The sequence below is a fragment of the Mycobacterium sp. TH-M116 genome, from assembly GCF_057473685.1.
In genome coordinates, this window is record NZ_JBYCLC010000078.1 from 1 (window position 1) to 16,831 (window position 16,831).

16 protein-coding genes are annotated in these 16,831 nt (G+C 68.6%); 11 read left to right on the forward strand and 5 right to left on the reverse strand.

Annotation, left to right across the window (positions count from 1 at the left end):
• On the forward strand, positions 1 to 74 hold a 74-nt coding region (locus tag AC2VOK_RS03775; protein ID WP_428899304.1), incomplete at its 5' end, for a DUF5302 family protein.
• 145 nt (positions 75 to 219) lie between these two features.
• Here the strand turns inward: AC2VOK_RS03775 and AC2VOK_RS03780 are convergent.
• Positions 220 to 522 (reverse strand): DUF732 domain-containing protein, encoded by a 303-nt coding sequence (locus tag AC2VOK_RS03780; protein ID WP_428899293.1) that lies wholly within the window; start codon positions 520 to 522, stop codon positions 220 to 222.
• Between the two features lie 12 nt (positions 523 to 534).
• Positions 535 to 1,212 (reverse strand): DUF4352 domain-containing protein, encoded by a 678-nt coding sequence (locus AC2VOK_RS03785; protein WP_428899294.1) that lies wholly within the window; start codon positions 1,210 to 1,212, stop codon positions 535 to 537.
• Between the two features lie 337 nt (positions 1,213 to 1,549).
• Between AC2VOK_RS03785 and AC2VOK_RS03790 the strand changes: the two genes are divergently transcribed.
• Together AC2VOK_RS03790 and AC2VOK_RS03795 are read left to right on the forward strand one after the other, a co-directional pair.
• On the forward strand, positions 1,550 to 2,161 hold the full coding sequence (locus AC2VOK_RS03790; RefSeq protein ID WP_428899295.1) for an HhH-GPD-type base excision DNA repair protein: 612 nt from the start codon (positions 1,550 to 1,552) through the stop codon (positions 2,159 to 2,161).
• Between the two features lie 28 nt (positions 2,162 to 2,189).
• Positions 2,190 to 2,336, forward strand: coding sequence for a DUF1059 domain-containing protein (locus AC2VOK_RS03795; protein WP_428899296.1), 147 nt, complete (start codon positions 2,190 to 2,192; stop codon positions 2,334 to 2,336).
• Between the two features lie 84 nt (positions 2,337 to 2,420).
• Here the strand turns inward: AC2VOK_RS03795 and AC2VOK_RS03800 are convergent, their stop codons facing one another.
• Together AC2VOK_RS03800 and AC2VOK_RS03805 are read right to left on the reverse strand one after the other, a co-directional pair.
• The gene (locus AC2VOK_RS03800) at positions 2,421 to 3,320 is read right to left on the reverse strand and encodes an Rv1157c family protein (RefSeq protein ID WP_428899297.1); all 900 of its coding nucleotides are present in this window, start codon (positions 3,318 to 3,320) and stop codon (positions 2,421 to 2,423) included.
• Positions 3,321 to 3,364: 44 nt separating this feature from the next.
• Complete coding sequence (locus AC2VOK_RS03805; protein ID WP_421529509.1) at positions 3,365 to 4,036, reverse strand: hypothetical protein; 672 nt, start codon at positions 4,034 to 4,036, stop codon at positions 3,365 to 3,367.
• A gap of 113 nt (positions 4,037 to 4,149) precedes the next feature.
• On the opposite strand from AC2VOK_RS03805, the gene AC2VOK_RS03810 reads away from it, so the two are divergent.
• A complete protein-coding gene (locus AC2VOK_RS03810; RefSeq protein ID WP_421529510.1) occupies positions 4,150 to 5,469 on the forward strand; it encodes a mannosyltransferase in 1,320 nt (439 codons plus the stop codon).
• On the opposite strand, the gene AC2VOK_RS03815 is transcribed toward AC2VOK_RS03810, so the two are convergent.
• Positions 5,447 to 5,731 carry a 4a-hydroxytetrahydrobiopterin dehydratase gene (locus AC2VOK_RS03815; protein ID WP_421529511.1) on the reverse strand — a complete coding sequence of 95 codons (285 nt, stop codon included), beginning with the start codon at positions 5,729 to 5,731 and terminating at the stop codon, positions 5,447 to 5,449. The two genes, AC2VOK_RS03810 and AC2VOK_RS03815, sit on opposite strands and share 23 nt — an antisense overlap.
• Before the next feature lie 26 nt (positions 5,732 to 5,757).
• Between AC2VOK_RS03815 and AC2VOK_RS03820 the strand changes: the two genes are divergently transcribed.
• From AC2VOK_RS03820 to AC2VOK_RS03850, 7 genes are all read left to right on the forward strand, one after another.
• On the forward strand, positions 5,758 to 6,162 hold the full coding sequence (locus AC2VOK_RS03820) for a (deoxy)nucleoside triphosphate pyrophosphohydrolase (protein WP_428899298.1): 405 nt from the start codon (positions 5,758 to 5,760) through the stop codon (positions 6,160 to 6,162).
• Between the two features lie 269 nt (positions 6,163 to 6,431).
• Positions 6,432 to 10,121: a nitrate reductase subunit alpha gene (locus AC2VOK_RS03825; RefSeq protein WP_428899299.1), complete on the forward strand. Its 3,690-nt coding sequence runs from the start codon at positions 6,432 to 6,434 to the stop codon at positions 10,119 to 10,121.
• Positions 10,122 to 10,124: 3 nt separating this feature from the next.
• Positions 10,125 to 11,741 carry a nitrate reductase subunit beta gene (narH, locus tag AC2VOK_RS03830; RefSeq protein WP_428899300.1) on the forward strand — a complete coding sequence of 539 codons (1,617 nt, stop codon included), beginning with the start codon at positions 10,125 to 10,127 and terminating at the stop codon, positions 11,739 to 11,741.
• Entirely contained in the window at positions 11,738 to 12,406 is a 669-nt protein-coding gene (narJ, locus tag AC2VOK_RS03835) for a nitrate reductase molybdenum cofactor assembly chaperone (RefSeq protein ID WP_428899301.1), read from the forward strand. Before narH ends, narJ begins: the two co-directional genes overlap by 4 nt.
• On the forward strand, positions 12,399 to 13,130 hold the full coding sequence (gene narI, locus AC2VOK_RS03840; RefSeq protein WP_428899302.1) for a respiratory nitrate reductase subunit gamma: 732 nt from the start codon (positions 12,399 to 12,401) through the stop codon (positions 13,128 to 13,130). Before narJ ends, narI begins: the two co-directional genes overlap by 8 nt.
• Before the next feature lie 150 nt (positions 13,131 to 13,280).
• A complete protein-coding gene (typA, locus tag AC2VOK_RS03845; RefSeq protein ID WP_428899303.1) occupies positions 13,281 to 15,170 on the forward strand; it encodes a translational GTPase TypA in 1,890 nt (629 codons plus the stop codon).
• Between the two features lie 140 nt (positions 15,171 to 15,310).
• The coding region (locus tag AC2VOK_RS03850) for an ABC transporter family substrate-binding protein (RefSeq protein WP_428899305.1) at positions 15,311 to 16,831 on the forward strand (1,521 nt) is incomplete at its 3' end.

The following is a 16,831-nucleotide window of genomic DNA, read 5'->3' on the forward strand; positions in this document are numbered from 1 at the left end:
ACGGCGGCGGCAAGCAGCCACGCACGCACGGGCCGCTGGAGAACCGCCGGGAGTTCCGTCGCAAGAGCGGCTGAGAGGCGCTGAACACCGTTGAGCGGCACCCGGTCTGTGGTGTCGGTGGCGCTTGTGGGGCTGCGCGGCGCAGGTGCTTTCGTGTGGTTCGCTCGGGTTGCAGGGGTGATCCGGTCCCGGCTGATGGGCCGGCGCCCGGCAGGTCACCTACTGAACCGGGCAGGCGTACTTTCTGGCCGCGGCCATCAGCCGCTGCTGTGATCCGGGCCCGACAACGCCTTGAGCGGCCAACTCCCATCCGATGAACCCCGGTACGCCGCCTTCACACGCCTGGTGAGCGACGCGCCACGCGGTGTCAGGGCTCAAGTGGAATCCATTGCGCTCTAATCCGTGCATGTAGTTGTCGAATTCAGGTGTGCCCTGGTCCGGCACCGCGCCAGCTGAGCTGGACAAGGCAACGGCCGTAACCACCGCTGCGATCAGTGCTGCCATCACGCGTGTCATGTCCATTCCCCCCCCCAGCTAGAGGGCCACGCGAGCACCGCCCGAGAACATCGAGTCGTGGAACTCCACCGCTTCCGGCACCGATCCTTGCGGGATGTCGAACGAGATGGTGCCCTCGATCTCGAGGCCGGGGTTGATGTTGTCCATCCAGGTGTTGTCGCTGAGCGATGAAGTCGCGTCGTACTTGTTGCCGTTGACGATCAGGTGCTGGCTCGATGCGGAGAAGCTCCGGGCGTCGTCACCGATGTTCGTCACGCGGACCTTGACGATGAAGAACTCGCCCTTGGCCTGCTGCGCGGTGAAGACCCCCTCTTTCGTGGCTGACCGGTCAACACCCAGCACCTGGAACTCGAACTTGCCGTCGCGCACCGACGATCCAGCGGAGGCCACGACAGGCCCAGCTGGCTTGGCCGGCTTCGCCGTGGTGACGCTCCCCGTTGAGGGGACCGACGCGGCTGTGTTCGTCTCCGTCACGGTCTTCTTGTTGTTGCCGCTGGTGCTTGCGATGGCTATCAGCAGGACCAGCGCGACCAGCGCGACGATGCCGCCGGCGATCCACTTGGTCTTGTCTGGCCTCGTCTGGGGGACCGGCGCATCGGCCCACCTCTGGCCGTCCCACTTCTGGCCGTCCCAGTACCGTTGTCGGGGGGCGCCACTCGGATCCGGGTACCAACCGGGCATGGGCATGTTGCTCATAGGGTGATCTTCTCCATGCGGCAGTGGCCGGTCGCGAAAGCTCCGGCATTCATAGAAAATTCATGCGTAGCCGCTGGCTCCCGCCAGCTCCGGCATCCACTTGGCGATTGCGTCGTCACGGGCCTGGGAAGCTGCTCGGTCAAGGGACATCGGAACTGTCCAGTGGCGGCCACGACCACTCGGCGATATTCACTCAGGAACGGCGGTGTCGCACCGGGTCGCACCGGGTCGCACCGGGTCGCGTCGTGTTCGGTGAATCCGGTCGCTATCTGATCCGCCGGTCGAATCCTCTGGACTACCCAGGCCTCCTGTCGTTCTGTCGGCCTAGACTGTGCCGGTGCCGAAACTGCAGCTTGTTCAAGACCCGGCCGCTGACGCGCTGCTGGACGAGAGCCCGTTCGCGTTGCTGGTCGGCATGCTGCTCGACCAGCAGGTGCCGATGGAGACCGCGTTCGCGGGACCGAAGAAGATCGCCGACCGCATGGGTGGCTTCGACGCCGCCGAGATCGCCGACTACGACCCGGAGAAGTTCGCCGCGCTGTGTTCGGAAAAGCCTGCGATACACCGCTTTCCGGGAGCCATGGCCAAGCGTGTCCAGGCGTTGGCGCAGATCGTCGTGGACCGCTACGACGGGGACGCCACCGGGTTGTGGCGCTACGGCGAGCCCGACGGGCACGAACTGCTGCGACGGCTCAAAGGCCTGCCCGGTTTCGGTGAGCAGAAGGCGCAGATCTTCCTGGCGCTGCTGGGCAAGCAGTACGGGGTGACACCGCCGGGATGGCGCGAGGCGGCGGGCGACTTCGGCCGGCCCGGCACGCACATCTCGGTCGCCGACATCGTCGACGCGCGTTCGCTCGGGCAGGTGCGCTCGCACAAGAAGCAGATGAAAGCCGAGGCCAAGGCGGCGGCCAAGCCGGCGGCCAAGGTGGCGGCCAAGGCGGCACAGTAACCGGTGAGCAGTACAGAAAGGCGCCATCATGAAGACACACATCACGTGTCCGTGCGGAGAGGCCATCGTCGGCAAGGATGAGGACGAGCTGGTCGAACTGACCCAGGGCCATCTCGCCGCGGTCCACCCGGGGCTGGAGTACGACCGCGACGCCATCTTGTTCATGGCGTACTGAATGGCGTGCTGACGAGTGACCGGCGCGCCCCGTCGCGGGGACACGCCGGTCGGCACGTCTGCAAGGTCGGGCTCTACGCGGGCTCTACGGCACCACCGTCGAGCCGATCGTGGGCATGAACTGACACTGCTTTTCCTTGGTGGTCACCTGCCCGAAGATCGTCGACATGACGCTTCCCGAGCCCGTGTCGGCGATTGCGGTCAGCGTCGTCGGCCCCTCCGGGTTGATATCGGAGCGGGGCTTGAGCGCGACGGTGCCGGACTTGCCGGTCGTCAGGTTCACCCAGGTGACGTTCAACGGGAGCTTCTGCACCTCGGCCGGGCCGGGTGTGCCCACCGCGGTGAACACGTAGGCGGTCTGGCCCGGGCCCGGACCTGGCAGCGGGATCGTTGCCGGACCTGCCACCGACAGCGCGGTCGCGATCGAGTTGCCGCCGTCGGCAACGCAATTGGTGCCGATCGACGGGTACAGAAAGTCCTGGGTGGGCGGGGCGTCGCGGCCGAAATCCGGAGTCGGCGCAGCCGCCGGCGCGGGTCCGGGCGCCGCGGAATCCGGAACCGGGGCGGCCAGTGCCGCGGCCGGCGGCGTGTTTGCCGGTGGCACGGCAGGGGCGGCGAAGGGCGCCGGGCCCACCGCGTGTGCCGGGTCGACGCCCGTGGGCAGGTGTGCCTGCAGGCCGGGCTGCAGCCCCTCCGGTGGCACGTGCGCGACCGGCGCCTGGACGAAGTGGTCCACCGATGCGGCCACGTTCTTGGACTCGGCGGGAGCGGTCGGGCTGTGGGTGAAGGCCTGCGCGGCCGCCATGAGCAGCTGGGTCGCCTGCTCGGGGTTGCCGGCCGCCTGCTGGATGATCGGGCTCAGCTCCGACAACGCCGGCAGTCCCGGCATTTGCTGGGCCGAGCTCGACTGCGGTGGAGGCGGCGGCGCGGCCGATGCCGCGGCCACGATCGCCAATCCTTCGGGCAGTTTCCTGATATGTGCCACGAGTCCTCCGGTCCTGGTAGTGGGTTAGCCGACTGAGTGGCTGATCAGGGCAGGGCCGAAAGCAGTCCCGGCGCTGCGGCGGCAGGCGCCGCGGCGGCCGGTGCGCCCGAGGCCAAACCCGACAGGTCGCCGGGCAGCGTGACCTGTGGCGGCACTTTCACCGGCAGGCCCGGCAGTGCGGGCATGTCGATCTTGGCCTGCGGCAGACCGGCGGCCGGCGTCCCCGCGGCCGGCGCCGAAGCAGCCGGAGCGGCAGCGCCGGGCAGGGAGATCGGCAGGCCCGGGATCGGCGACGCCGCCGGGGCCGGAGCAGTCGCCGGTGCCGGTGATGTCAGGCCCGGGATCGACGCCGGCAGTCCTGGAATCGCCGGGGCGCTCTGCGCCGCGGGTGCGGTGGCCGCCGGCGTCAGCCCGGGGATCGGGGGCAGGCCCGCCGAGGTCGCCGCGGGCGCCGTCGCCGCCGCCGGGGTCAAACCCGGGAAGCTGATGCCGGGAGCCGACGGAGGAGCCGCGGGCGGCGTGGCGCCGAGTGCGGTCGCGAGGCTCTGCAGGATCTGCGGCGCGTTGGCCGCCGAGCTGATCAGCTGCTGCGGAATGTCCTGCACGGGCGGAAGAGCCGGTACCGGATCGGCGTGGGCGATACCGCCCGTCAAAAGCGCTGCGGACGAACCGACTACGACGGCGGTTGCACGCAGATAGGTCCAGATGGTTGGCATGTCTCTCCCTGGTTGTCGACGACAGGTCCCGTGCCAGAAGTTACGTCGATACTGATGGGACTCAAGTGACACGTGTGGCATTTATTCGATCGTGACTCGTTCGAGTGACAGCGGTGACCGGGCGACCGCCGTACCGTGACCGGCCGCGGGGGGCTTCGCCGTCGGCACGCCTTAAAGTCGGAGGGATCGACACCACCTCGGTCGCCCCGGCGGCAACCAACGACGCCAGGCCGGCGCACCGGCTCAGCACCGTCGCGCCGGTGCTGTTGATCCTCAGCGTCGCCGCCCGCCTCGCCTGGACGTATGTGGCGCGCAACGGGGCGAACTTCGTCGACCTGCATGTGTATCTGGGCGGCTCGGCCGCACTCGATCATCCGGGCACCCTGTACAGCTACGTGTACGCCGACCAGACGCCGGACTTCCCGCTGCCGTTCACCTACCCGCCGTTCGCGGCGGTGGTGTTCTACCCGCTGCACCTGTTGCCGTTCGGACTGGTCGCCTTCGTGTGGCAGATCGCGACCGTGGCCGCGTTGTACGGCTCGATCCGGATCAGCCAGCGGTTGATGGGCGTTGCCTCGGGCGCCGGCCACCGCGTGGCGATGCTGTGGACGGCAGTCGCGATCTGGATCGAACCGCTGCGCAGCACGTTCGACTACGGGCAGATCAATGTGCTGCTGATGCTGGCGGTGCTGTGGGCGGTCGCGACCTCGCGGTGGTGGCTGTCCGGCCTGTTGGTCGGCACGGCAGCCGGGATCAAGCTGACCCCGGCGATCGCCGGGGTCTACCTGCTGGGCGCCCGGCGGTGGGCGGCCGCGGTGTCCTCGGCCGTGGTGTTCGCCGCGACCGTCGGATTGTCGGCTCTGGTCGTCGGCGGCCAGGCTCGCTACTACTTCACCCGACTGCTCGGCGACGCGCACCGCGTCGGGCCCGTCGCCACCTCGTTCAACCAATCATGGCGCGGCGGCATCTCCCGGATCGTCGGTTATGACGCCGGCTATGGTCCGCCGGTGCTCGCCGCCCTCGGCGGTACAGCTGTCCTGGCCGCGCTGGCGTGGTGGGCGCTGGGGTCCGGGGATCGGCTCGGCAGATTGCTGGTGGTCGAGGTGTTCGGGCTGCTGCTCTCGCCGATCTCCTGGACCCACCACTGGGTATGGCTGGTCCCGCTGATGATGTGGCTGCTGCACGGACCCCTGAGTGCGCGCCGCGGCACGCGGATCCTGGGCTGGACCTGGCTGGCACTCACCGTCGTCGGCGTGCCGTGGCTGCTCAGCTTCGTGCAACCGAGCATCTGGACGATCCACCGCCCGTGGTACCTGGCCTGGGCCGGCCTGGTCTACATCGGCGCCGCGGTCGCGACCCTGGGCTGGATCGCCGGCACCAGCCGGCGCGACATCGGGCCGACCGGCCGGATCAGCCTCCGACGATCCCGTTGATGTCGCGCGCCATCGCGATGTCGTTCTGGGTGATGCCGCCCTCGGAGTGCGTCACCAAAGCGAAAGTCACTGTTCGCCAGCGGATATCGATGTCGGGGTGATGATCTCGGCTCTCAGCGTGCTCGGCCACCCGGCGTACCGCGTCGATCCCGCCCAGGAACGTCGGGAACGTGATCGACCGGCGCAGGACGCCTTCGGCGCGCTCCCATCCGTTCAGTTCGGGCAGCGCGGCGTCCACTTGCTCATCCGATAACACAGCCATGACCCGACGGTATACCCTCACTGGCCATGCCCACCCAGATCGTCGTCGCCGCGGCCGTCATCTCCGGCCCCGCGGTCCTGGTGGCCCAACGGGTGCGGCCGCCGGAGCTGGCCGGCCGCTGGGAACTGCCCGGCGGCAAGGTCGCGGCCGGTGAATCCGAGCGCGATGCGCTGGCCCGGGAACTGGCCGAGGAGCTGGGTGTGGCGGCGGCCGACGTCGTGGTGGGCGACCGGCTCGGGCACGACATCGCGCTGGACGGCGCGGCGACGTTGCGGGCCTACCGGGTACGGCTGGTCCGCGGTGAACCGCGGGCGCAGGATCATCGGGCGCTGCGCTGGGTGACGGCGGCCGAACTGCACGACGTCGACTGGGTGCCCGCCGACCGGGGCTGGCTGGGCGACCTGGCCGGGGCCCTTGCAGCGGGCTCGTGACGACTCCACAGGAGTTGGTCAGCCAATCTGCAGCCCGGCGATAGGTTGCTACAGTCACAATTGTAGATATCACGATCAATGGCTTCGGCCCGGCTTGCCTGCGACGAGTCCACCGGCTGCTGGGGTCGGCTGCGGATCGCGGTGCCACGCGGACGGCGGGCTCACCCGTATGCCAGAAGCCGGCGCCGCCGCCGGCACGAACGGGGGGCTTCACAACACCATCGAGTGGGAACCCCCGGGCAGGATCCATCGAACAGGAGGTTGTGCCGTTGACCCCGAAACCCCACACCGGCGGGCCGCTCGAGGAACTGCTCGAGCGCAGCGGGCGGTTCTTCACCCCGGGGGAGTTCTCGGCGGACCTGCGCACTGTCACCCGTCAGGGCGGCCGCGAAGCCGACGCGTTCTACCGCGACCGGTGGAGCCACGACAAGGTGGTCCGCTCCACTCACGGCGTCAACTGCACCGGGTCGTGCTCGTGGAAGATCTACGTCAAGGACGGGATCATCACCTGGGAGACCCAGCAGACCGACTACCCCTCGGTGGGCCCTGACCGTCCGGAATACGAACCGCGCGGATGCCCGCGCGGCGCCTCGTTCTCCTGGTACAGCTATTCGCCCACCCGGGTGCGCTACCCGTACGCCCGCGGCGTGCTGGTCGACATGTACCGGGAAGCCAAGGCCCGCCTCGGGGACCCCGTATTGGCCTGGGCCGACATTCAGGCCGATCCCGAGCGTCGCCGCCGCTACCAGCAGGCTCGCGGCAAGGGCGGGCTGGTGCGGATCACCTGGGCCGAGGCCACCGAGCTGATCGCCGCCGCCCACGTGCACACCATCAAGGCCTACGGTCCGGACCGGGTCGCCGGCTTCTCCCCGATCCCGGCCATGTCGATGGTGTCCTACGCCGCCGGCTCCCGGTTCGTCGAGCTGATCGGCGGCGTGATGACGTCGTTCTACGACTGGTACGCCGACCTCCCGGTGGCCTCGCCGCAGGTGTTCGGCGATCAGACCGACGTGCCCGAATCCGGCGACTGGTGGGACGCGGCCTATCTGATGATGTGGGGTTCCAACGTTCCGATCACCCGGACTCCCGACGCGCACTGGATGGCCGAGGCGCGCTACCGCGGCACCAAGGTGGTCACCGTCAGCCCCGACTACGCCGACAACACCAAGTTCGCCGACGAGTGGATGCCGTGCGCGGCCGGCACCGACGGGGCGCTGGCGATGGCGATGGGCCACGTCATCCTCTCGGAATGCTATGTGGCAAAGCAGATTCCGTTCTTCGCCGACTTCGCGCGCCGATACACCGACCTGCCGTTCCTGATCAAGCTGGAACAACGCGGCGACATGGTGGTGCCGGGGAAGAATCTCACGGCGGCCGACCTGGGAGAGGCGGTCGAGAACGCGGCACTCAAGCCCGCGGTGTGGGACGAGGCGACCGACTCCGCGGCGGTGCCCAACGGCTCACTGGGATTCCGTTACGGCGAGGACGGCATCGGCCGGTGGAACCTGGACCTCGGCGATCTGGTGCCGGCCCTCAGCGTGCACGGCTCGAACACGGATCCCAGCACGGCCCTGGTGCATCTGCCCAGCTTCGACACGGTCGACGGCGAGGGTAGGGCTGTGGCGCGCGGTATCCCGGTACGGCGCGTCGGAGAGCATCTGGTGTGCACGGTGTTCGACCTGATGCTCGCCCATTACGGGGTCGCGCGGCCGGGGCTGCCGGGCGACTGGCCCACCGGCTACGACGACGCGGCACAGCAGAACACCCCGGCCTGGCAGGAGCCGATCACCGGCGTCTCGGCCGCACAGGCCATCCGGGTCGCGCGCGAATTCGCCCGCAACGCGGAGGAATCCGGCGGCCGGTCGATGATCATCATGGGCAGTGGGATCAATCAGTGGTTCCACGGCGATGCCACCTACCGCGCAGTGCTGGCGCTGCTGATGCTGACCGGTTCGATGGGACGCAACGGCGGTGGCTGGGCGCACTATGTCGGTCAGGAAAAAGTCCGTCCGCTCACCGGATTCCAGACCATGGCGATGGCCACCGACTGGGTGCGCCCACCGCGACTGATCCCCGGAGCCTCCTACTGGTACGCCCACACCGACCAATGGCGCTACGACAACTACGAAGCCGACAAGCTGGCCAGCCCGGTCGGCCGGGGCCGGTTCGCCGGCAAACACACCATCGATCTGCTGGCCTCGGCGGCGGCCATGGGCTGGAGCCCGTACTACCCGCAATTCGACCGGTCCAGCCTGGACGTCGCCGACGAGGCCCACGCCGCGGGCCGCGACGTCGCCGAGTACGTCGCCGAGCGGCTCGGTCAACGCGAACTCAAGCTGGCCGTCACCGATCCCGACGACCCGGTCAACTGGCCGCGCGTGCTGACGGTCTGGCGGGCCAACCTGATCGGTTCGTCGGGCAAGGGCGGCGAGTATTTCCTGCGCCATCTGCTGGGCACCGATTCCAACGTGCAGGCCGAGCCCCCCGAGGGCGGGATACGTCCCGTCGACGTGAGGTGCGAGGGAGACATTCCCGAGGGCAAGCTCGACCTGCTGATGTCGATCGACTTTCGGCAGACCTCCACGACGCTGGTCTCGGATGTGGTGCTGCCGGCCGCGACCTGGTATGAGAAGGCCGACATCTCCAGCACCGACATGCACCCGTTCGTGCACGCGTTCAGCGCCGCGACCGATCCGCCCTGGGAAACACGTTCGGACTTCGAGGCGTTCGGTGCGATTGCGCGAACTTTCAGCGCGATGGCCAAACAGCATCTGGGCACCCGCAGCGACGTGGTGCTCAGTGCCCTGGAACACGACACCCCCGACGCGATGGTCTATCCCGACGGTACCGAGAACGACTGGCTGCACACCGGTGCGACGCCGATACCGGGGCGCACCATGCCCAAGCTCACCGTCGTGGAGCGCGACTACACCGCCGTCTACGACAAGTGGCGGACGCTGGGCCCGCTCGTCGACCGATTCGGGCTGACCACCAAGGGTGTCACGGTCCACCCCAGCCGCGAGGTCGACGAGCTCGCGGCCAAATTCGGGGTGATGAACTCCGGTGCGGCGCAGGGCCGCCCGGCCGTCACCACCGACGAGCGGATGGCTGACGTCATGCTGCTGCTGTCGGGAACGTGCAACGGCCGGCTCGCGGTCGAGGGCTTCCGCGAACTCGAGAAGCGCACCGGCCAGCGGCTCACCCACCTCGCCGAGGGCAACGAGGACCGCCGCATCACCTATGCCGACACCCAGGCACGTCCGGTCCAGGTGAACACCAGCCCGGAGTGGTCGGGCAGCGAAACGGGCGGTCGGCGCTACGCGCCGTTCACCGTCAACATCGAGAACCTCAAGCCGTTCCACACCCTGACCGGGCGGATGCATTTCTACCTGGCCCACGACTGGATCGAGGAACTCGGCGAACACCTGCCCGTCTTCCGCCCGCCCCTGGACATGGCGCGGTTGTTCGGTCAGTCCGAGCTCGGTCCGACCAAGGACGGGATCGGGCTCACCGTAAGGTATCTGACCCCGCACTCCAAGTGGTCGTTCCACTCCACCTACCAGGACAACCTGTACATGCTCTCGTTGTCGCGTGGCGGTCCGACGATGTGGATGAGTCCCGGCGATGCCGCGAAAATCGGCGCGCGCGACAACGATTGGGTGGAGGCTGTCAACACCAACGGCATCTACGTCGCCCGGGCGATCGTCTCGCACCGCATGCCCGACGGTGTGGTGTTCGTCTACCACGTGCAGGAACGCACCGTCGACACGCCGCGCACCGAGACCAACAACAAGCGGGGAGGCAACCACAACGCACTGACCCGGATCCGGATCAAGCCCAGCCACCTCGCCGGTGGCTATGGCCAGCACGCGTTCGCGTTCAACTACCTGGGCCCCGCCGGTAGCCAGCGCGACGAGGTGACCGTGGTACGCCGGCGCAGCCAGGAAGTGAGTTACTGAGCAATGAAAGTCATGGCCCAATTGGCGATGGTGATGAACCTCGACAAATGCATCGGCTGCCACACCTGCTCGGTCACCTGCAAGCAAGCCTGGACCAACCGCACTGGCACCGAATACATCTGGTTCAACAATGTCGAAACCCGCCCGGGTCAAGGTTATCCGCGCACCTACGAGGACCAGGACCGGTGGCGCGGCGGCTGGGTGCGCGACAAGAGGGGCCGGCTGAGGTTGCGCGACGGGGGCCGCATCGCCAAACTGCTGCGGATCTTCGCCAACCCCCGGCTGCCCACCATCGACGACTACTACGAACCGTGGACCTACGACTACGAGAACCTGACCACGGCGCCGGCCGGAGACACCTTCCCCACCGCAGCGCCGCGCAGTCTGATCAGCGGCAAACCGATGAAGATCACCTGGGGCCCGAACTGGGACGACAACCTGTCCGGGTCGCCGGAGATCCTGGCCGGAGACCCGATCCTGAAAAAGGTCAACGAGGAGGTCCGGCTTCGGCTCGAAGAGACCTTCATGTTCTATCTGCCGCGCATCTGCGAGCACTGCCTCAACCCCTCCTGTGTGGCCTCGTGCCCGTCGGGTGCGATGTACAAGCGCAGCGAGGACGGCATCGTGCTGGTCGACCAGGACCGCTGCCGGGGCTGGCGGATGTGTGTCTCTGGATGCCCCTACAAGAAGGTGTATTTCAACCACAAGACCGGCAAGGCCGAGAAGTGCACGCTGTGCTACCCGCGGATGGAGGTCGGCCTGCCGACCATCTGCTCGGAGACCTGTGTGGGGCGGTTGCGCTACCTGGGCCTGGTGCTCTACGACGCCGACCGGGTGCTTCACGCCGCGTCGGTGGAGAATGACACCGACCTCTATGAGGCGCAGCGCCAGATCCTGTTGGACCCCCACGATCCCGAGGTGATCGCCGGCGCGCGCGCCGAGGGCATCTCCGACGAGTGGATCGAGGCCGCGCAGCGCTCCCCGATCCACGCGCTGATCAACACCTACAAGGTCGCGCTGCCCCTGCACCCCGAGTACCGCACCATGCCCATGGTCTGGTACATCCCGCCGCTGTCGCCGGTGGTCGACGCGGTCAGCCGCGACGGCCACGACGGGGAGGATCTGGGCAACCTGTTCGGTGCGCTGGAAGCGCTGCGCATTCCGATGCAGTATCTGGCCGAACTGTTCACCGCCGGCGACACCGGTCCGGTGGAGGATGTGCTGCGCCGACTGGCGGCGATGCGCTCCTACATGCGTGACATCAACCTCGGACGCGAAACTCAGCCGCACATCCCGGAGTCGGTGGGCATGACCGAACAACAGATCTACGAGATGTACCGGCTGCTTGCCATCGCGAAATACGAAGAGCGCTATGTGATTCCGACGGCATTCAACCCGCAGGCCCGTGATCTCGAGGAGCAGGGTTGCGCACTGGAGGGCGACGGCGGCCCCGGCATGTACGAGTCGGGCGAACCGGTGCCCGTGTCGGTGGAAACCTTCCACGCCACACAGCGATCCAGAGTGAACCTGCTCAACTGGGACGGTCGCCAGGCATCGGCGGGGATGTTCCCGGAAGAACACGGGCAAGAAGAACACGGGCAAGAAGAACACGGGCAATGAGACTGCTTCAGCGTTGGGACCGTTCCGGGGACCGGATCCAGGACCGCCTCGTCTGGCAGGCCGCGTCGCTGCTGCTGGCCTATCCCGACGACGGGTTGACCGGGCGGCTTGACACCGTGTCGGAGCTGCTGGCTCATGTCGTCGGCCCCGCAGGCGAATTGCTCGGGCACACGGCGGCGGCGCTGCGGGTTCGCGAGCCGATGGCCGCGGCGATGGACTACGTCGCCACCTTCGACCTGCGGCGACGAGCCACGATGTATCTGACGTACTGGACTGCCGGGGACACCCGCAACCGTGGCCGCGAGATGCTGGCCTTCGCCAGCGCCTACCGGGAAGCCGGCGTGCAGCCGCCGCGCGCCGAAGCCCCCGACTACCTGCCGGTGGTGCTCGAATTCGCCGCGACGGTCGATCCCGCGGCCGGGCGTCGGTTGCTGAGCGAGCACCGGGTCCCCCTCGACGTGTTGCACAGCGCCCTGGCCGACGCCGGGTCGCCCTATGCGCCCACCGTGGCGGCGGTCTGCGGCACCCTGCCGGTGGCCACCGACCAGGAGCTGCGCCGCGCGGAGCGCCTGGCGAAATCCGGTCCGCCCGCCGAAGCCGTTGGGCTGCAGGAATTCACCTTGACCGTACCTCCCCGACGGCAGGCAGGAGCGCCACATGTTTAGCAACGTGCTGTTCTGGGACATCGCGCCGTATGTGACGCTGACGGTCCTGATCCTGGGCACCTGGTGGCGGTACCGCTACGACAAGTTCGGCTGGACCTCCCGGTCCTCGCAGATCTACGAGTCGCGCCTGCTGCGGATCGGCAGCCCGATCTTTCACTTCGGCATCCTGGCGGTTTTCGCCGGGCATGTGATGGGGCTGCTCATCCCGCCGCGGGTGACCCACTGGCTGAAGGTGAGCGACTACGCCTACCACATGCAGGCGGTGATCGCCGGGTCGATCGCGGGCGTCGCGGCGCTGGCGGGCATCGGGCTGCTGATCTACCGCCGGTTCACCCGCCCCGCGGTGTCGCTGGCCACCACCCGCGGCGACAAGGTCATGTATACGGTGCTGGTGCTGGCCATCGTGGTGGGCCTCTACTGCGACCTGATCGGCACCGGCCCGCACGGAGGCGAATTCCACTACCGCTACACGGTCGGGCTGTGGTTCCGGCGGATCTGGATCCTGCAGCCGCACGGAGAGGTCATGATCAACGCGCCGTGGGACTACCAGCTGCACGCCCTGATCGGGATGGTGCTGTTCACGCTGTGGCCGTTCACTCGCCTGGTGCACGTGTTCAGCGCGCCGATCGCCTACCTGTTCCGGCCCTACATCGTCTACCGCAGCCGTGAGGTGACGGCCACGGGAGACATGGTCGGCGCGGCGCCGCCCCGCCGCGGGTGGTAAGGCCCGGGTAACCGGTGTGACGTGAGGGCGGCGACACGCCGGGCGCGACCGCCGCCGCTTCACACTCGAGGCTGCCGTTTCACATTCGACGGACACCCGGTGACCTGCTCGGTTCGCGTACGCGCAGTCCGCGCTGCCACAATCAGCGACGTGCCATTTCGCAACGTCGCCATCGTCGCCCACGTCGACCACGGAAAAACCACCCTGGTCGACGCCATGCTGCGGCAGTCCGGGGCGTTGACGCACCGCGGTGACGACACCCAGGAACGCATCATGGACAGCGGTGACCTCGAGAAAGAAAAGGGCATCACCATCCTGGCCAAGAACACCGCCGTGCACCGCCTGCACCCGGATGGGACCGTGACGGTGATCAACGTCATCGACACTCCCGGGCACGCGGACTTCGGGGGCGAGGTCGAACGCGGTCTGTCCATGGTGGACGGGGTGTTGCTGCTGGTCGACGCGTCAGAGGGGCCGCTGCCCCAGACCCGGTTCGTGCTGCGCAAGGCGCTGGCGGCCCACCTGCCCGTGATCCTCGTCGTCAACAAGACGGACCGGCCGGACGCGCGCATCGCCGAGGTGGTCGACGCCAGCCACGACCTGCTGCTCGACGTCGCCTCGGACCTCGACGACGAGGCGGCCAAGGCGGCCGAGCACGCGCTGGGGCTGCCGACGCTGTACGCGTCCGGTCGCGCGGGCATCGCAAGCACCGAACAGCCCGCCGACGGGGAGGTGCCCGTCGGCGACAACCTCGACCCGCTGTTCGACGTATTGATGGAGCACATCCCGCCGCCGTCGGGGGACCCCGACGCCCCGCTGCAGGCGTTGGTGACCAACCTCGACGCGTCGGCCTTCCTCGGGCGGCTCGCCCTGATCCGCATCTACAACGGCAGACTGCGCAAGGGGCAGCAGGTCGCCTGGATGCGGGAAGTCGACGGGTTGCCCGTCATCACCAACGCCAAGATCACCGAGTTGCTCGTGACCGAGGGGGTCGAGCGCAGCGCCACCGACGAGGCGGTCGCCGGCGACATCGTGGCCGTGGCGGGCCTGGCCGAGATCATGATCGGGGACACCCTGGCCGATCCCGAACACGCTCACGCGCTGCCGCGCATCACCGTCGACGAGCCGGCGATCTCGGTGACCGTCGGCACCAACACCTCGCCGCTGGCCGGCAAAGTCGGCGGCCACAAGCTGACCGCGCGCATGGTCCGCGGCCGGCTGGACACCGAGTTGGTCGGCAACGTATCCATCCGGGTCGTGGACATCGGCCGGCCCGACGCGTGGGAGGTGCAAGGCCGCGGCGAGCTCGCCCTGGCCGTGCTGGTCGAACAGATGCGCCGCGAGGGCTTCGAGCTCACGGTCGGCAAGCCGCAAGTGGTCACCAGAACGATCGACGGCAAGCTTCACGAGCCGTTCGAGGCGATGACGATCGACTGCCCGGAGGAATTCGTCGGCGCGATCACCCAATTGATGGCCGGCCGCAAGGGCCGCATGGAGGACATGACCAACCACGCAGCCGGCTGGGTCCGGATGGACTTCATCGTGCCCAGCCGCGGCCTGATCGGCTTCCGCACCGACTTCCTCACGCTCACCCGCGGCACCGGCATCGCGAACGCCGTGTTCGACGGCTACCGCCCGTGGGCAGGGGAGATCCGGTCCCGCCACACCGGCTCCCTGGTGTCCGACAGGTCTGGCACCATCACGCCGTTCGCTCTCATCCAGCTCGCCGACCGGGGCCAATTCTTCGTCGAGCCCGGCCAGGACACCTATGCCGGCATGGTCGTGGGGATCAACCCCCGCCCTGAGGATCTCGACATCAACGTCACCCGCGAGAAGAAGCTGACCAACATGCGATCGTCGACCGCGGACGTCATGGAGACGCTGGCCAAACCGCTCGAGCTGGACCTGGAACGCGCCATGGAATTCTGCGCCGGCGACGAATGCGTCGAAGTGACCCCGGAGATCGTGCGCGTCCGCAAGGTCGAGTTGGACGCGACGGCCCGGGCCCGCGGCCGGGCGCGGGCGAAGGCTCGGGGTTAGGTCGGTTGTCGGGGGTTCCCGCCCGCGGGCGTGACGCCGTGGCGAGATCCGCGCCGGATTTCGGCGCGGGTTGCGGCCCGGATTCGGGCGGCGGCGCTCCGCTCGCCGAGCGTGCCCGGGCGCATGCGCCCGATACCCTGATCGGCGTGCCGAGACGACTGCGCCGCCTGTTCACCGCGGCCGGTGTCGTCGTTTCCCTGACCGGACTGGCTCTGGCGGCGTGCACGGTCAAACCGCCGCCGGCGCCGCAGAGCACCGACACGCCGCACCACTCAGCGCCGCCGCGCCAGCGGGTCATGCAGATCATCATGGGCATCGACTCGATCGGCGCGGGGTTCAATCCGCATCTGCTGTCGGACCTGTCGCCGGTGAACGCGGCGATCAGCGCGCTGGTGCTGCCCAGTGCGTTCCGGCCGGTGCCCGACACCAGCACGCCGACGGGGTCCCGCTGGGAGATGGACCCGACCCTGCTGGTCTCCGCTGAGGTGACCGCCCAGAACCCGTTCACGGTGACCTACAAGATCCGTCCCGAGGCGCAGTGGACGGACAACGCCCCGATCGCTGCCGACGACTTCTGGTACCTGTGGCGGCAGATGGTCAGCCAGCCCGGCGTGGTCGACCCGGCCGGCTACGACACGATCACCGGGGTGCAGTCGCTCGACGGCGGCAAGCAGGCGGTGGTCACCTTCTCCGAACCGTATCCGGCCTGGCGGGAGCTGTTCACCAACATCCTGCCGGCGCACATCGTCAAGGACGTGCCGGGCGGCTTCACGGCGGGGCTGGCCCGGTCGATGCCGGTCACCGGGGGCCAGTTCCGGGTGGAGACCATCGACCCGCAGCGCGACGAGATCCTGATCGCCCGCAACGACCGCTACTGGGGTCAGCCCGCCAAGCCCGCGCTCATCTTGTTCCGCCGCGCGGGCGCGCCGGCGGCGCTGGCCGACTCGGTGCGCAACGGCGACACCCAGGTCGCCCAGGTGCACGGCGGGTCCGCGGCGTTCGCGCAGTTGTCCGCGATCCCCGACGTGCGGACCGCCCGGATCGTCACACCGCGGGTCATGCAGCTGACGCTGCGCGCCAACGAACCCAAACTCGCCGACACCCGGGTCCGCAAGGCGATTCTGGGGTTGCTCGACGTCGACCTGCTCGCGGCCGTGGGCGCCGGCAGCGACAACACCGTCACACTGGACCAGGCTCAGATCCGCTCGCCCAGCGACCCCGGCTACGAGCCGACAGCGCCGCCGGCCATGACGACGACGGCGGCGCTGGGCTTGCTGACCGCCGCCGGTTTCGACGTCGAGAGCACCGGGTCGGTGCCGGTGGCGTCGTCGACGATGGCACCGACGCCTACGGCAACCGAACCGCCGGAAACCGGACCGCCGGAGGTCGTCCGCGGCCGCATCAGCAGGGACGGCCAGCAGTTGTCGCTCGTCATCGGCGTCGCGGCCAACGACCCGACGTCCGTTGCAGTGGCCAACACCGCCGCCGACCAACTGCGCGACGTCGGCATCGCCGCGACCGTGCTGGCGCTGGACCCGGTGACGCTCTACCGCGACGCTCTCGACGACAACCGGGTGGACGCGGTCGTGGGATGGCGTCAGGCGGGCGGTAATCTGGCGACGTTGCTGGAATCCCGTTATGGGTGCCCCGCCCTGCGCACG

Coding starts and splice junctions, on each gene's coding strand:
- AC2VOK_RS03780 (WP_428899293.1), bottom strand. CDS start 522: ATGGACATGACACGCGTGATGGCAGCACTGATCGCAGCGGTGGTTACG.
- AC2VOK_RS03785 (WP_428899294.1), bottom strand. CDS start 1,212: ATGAGCAACATGCCCATGCCCGGTTGGTACCCGGATCCGAGTGGCGCC.
- AC2VOK_RS03795 (WP_428899296.1), top strand. CDS start 2,190: ATGAAGACACACATCACGTGTCCGTGCGGAGAGGCCATCGTCGGCAAG.
- AC2VOK_RS03805 (WP_421529509.1), bottom strand. CDS start 4,036: ATGCCAACCATCTGGACCTATCTGCGTGCAACCGCCGTCGTAGTCGGT.
- AC2VOK_RS03815 (WP_421529511.1), bottom strand. CDS start 5,731: ATGGCTGTGTTATCGGATGAGCAAGTGGACGCCGCGCTGCCCGAACTG.
- AC2VOK_RS03820 (WP_428899298.1), top strand. CDS start 5,758: ATGCCCACCCAGATCGTCGTCGCCGCGGCCGTCATCTCCGGCCCCGCG.
- narH (WP_428899300.1), top strand. CDS start 10,125: ATGAAAGTCATGGCCCAATTGGCGATGGTGATGAACCTCGACAAATGC.
- narJ (WP_428899301.1), top strand. CDS start 11,738: ATGAGACTGCTTCAGCGTTGGGACCGTTCCGGGGACCGGATCCAGGAC.
- narI (WP_428899302.1), top strand. CDS start 12,399: ATGTTTAGCAACGTGCTGTTCTGGGACATCGCGCCGTATGTGACGCTG.